1 pseudogene is annotated in these 1,535 nt (G+C 28.6%); it reads right to left on the reverse strand.

Annotated features, from left to right (window positions below):
• Positions 1-20: 20 nt before the first annotated feature.
• Positions 21-1,535 (reverse strand): annotated as a pseudogene (locus HMPREF3058_RS11660) (IS1182 family transposase); the annotation flags it as partial.

A 1,535-nucleotide genomic window follows, 5' to 3' on the forward strand; every position in this document is an offset into this window, starting at 1 on the left:
TTTTAATTATAAGTACTTGACTAATCGTAGGAAGGAGTGTGGGACATAAAGTCCCAGGATAAGTAAACAAAGACAATTTCTATTGAAATAATATAGAAATTGTCTTTGTTATAATTTTTTTGATTATTTTCAGCTCGTTGAGCTGTTACTTCTCTTATATTAAGTACCATTAGCACAAATCCTAGTTCTCTATTATAATTTTTCATTATTTTTTTATTTGTTTTTGATTTGAAGTTCATACATTGTTGTTTCAGAGGACATTCTGAACAATCATCACATTCATATAATTTAAAGTTTCGTTTAAAACTATATTTATCATGACGATAGGCATATCTTTTAAATCCTAGTCTTTGATTGTTCAGACAAATGAATTCATCGTTAATTTCGTAATAATCCCAATTACGAGTATTGAAGATGTCACTTTTATATTTTTTAGTTTTATCTTTTTTAAACATTCCATAAGTTATGAGTGGCGTTCGATTAAAATTATCTATCATTGCCATATAATTGGCTTCGCTACCATAACCTGCGTCAGCTACAATATATTCAGGTAAATGACCGTAGGTCTCTTGGATTGTATTTTAAAAAGGTATCATTGTTCTTGTATTAGTCGGATTTTGATACACATCATAAAATAAAACAAATTGAGAATTTGTCGCTATTTGTAAATTATACCCCGGTTTAAGTTGTCCATTTTTCATATAATCTTCTTTCATTCTCATAAATGTGGCATCGTGGTCTGTTTTAGAATAACTATTTCTATCCTTTAAAATAGATTTTTGGACTTCGTATTTATGCTTTCGCTTAGAGTAATCATTAATTTGCTTTTTGTATTTTTTAATTTTAGTTCTTTTGAGCCGTATTTGTTTTCTTATTTTAGTACATTTTTCATTATCGATATGTTGGTTTAAATCTTCGATTTCTTTATCTAAATGACTACCAATCAAATCTATTTCTTCTTTTGTTAAGTTATTATCGTGATCTTTTTTAATCTCAGGTTTGATTTTATTTATCACCAATTCATGATAGAGTACTTTAGAGTTTTCATTCATCCTTGACTCATGGTTGTGAATACTTTTTTCCATACGAATGTATATCGATTGGCATTTGCCTCAACTTTCGTACCATCAATAAAAATGGCCTGATCATCTATAAGATTTTGTTTCAAACACTGACTATGAAATTGAATAAATAATGATTCTAATAAAGCATCTACTTTTAGATTTACTCTAAATCGATTAATTGTTTTATAAGAAGTTTTTTGATTTTGTGATAGCCACATCATTCGGATACTATCATTGAGTAATTTTTCTATCTTACGTCCTGAAAACACAGATTGTGTGTAGGCATATAGAACTACTTTTAACATCATTTTTGGGTGGTATGATGTTGCACCTCGATGATGTCTAAATTCATCGAATTTTGTCTCGGGAATTGTTTCTATAATATCATTTACATGTCGTGAAATATCATTTGTGGGGATAAGAACTGAAGTTTCCATTGGTAGAGTAAGTTGAGTCATGTTATAATCTTTA

Source organism: Staphylococcus sp. HMSC068G11, from assembly GCF_001815825.1.
GTDB classification, from domain to species: Bacteria; Bacillota; Bacilli; order Staphylococcales; family Staphylococcaceae; genus Staphylococcus; species Staphylococcus epidermidis.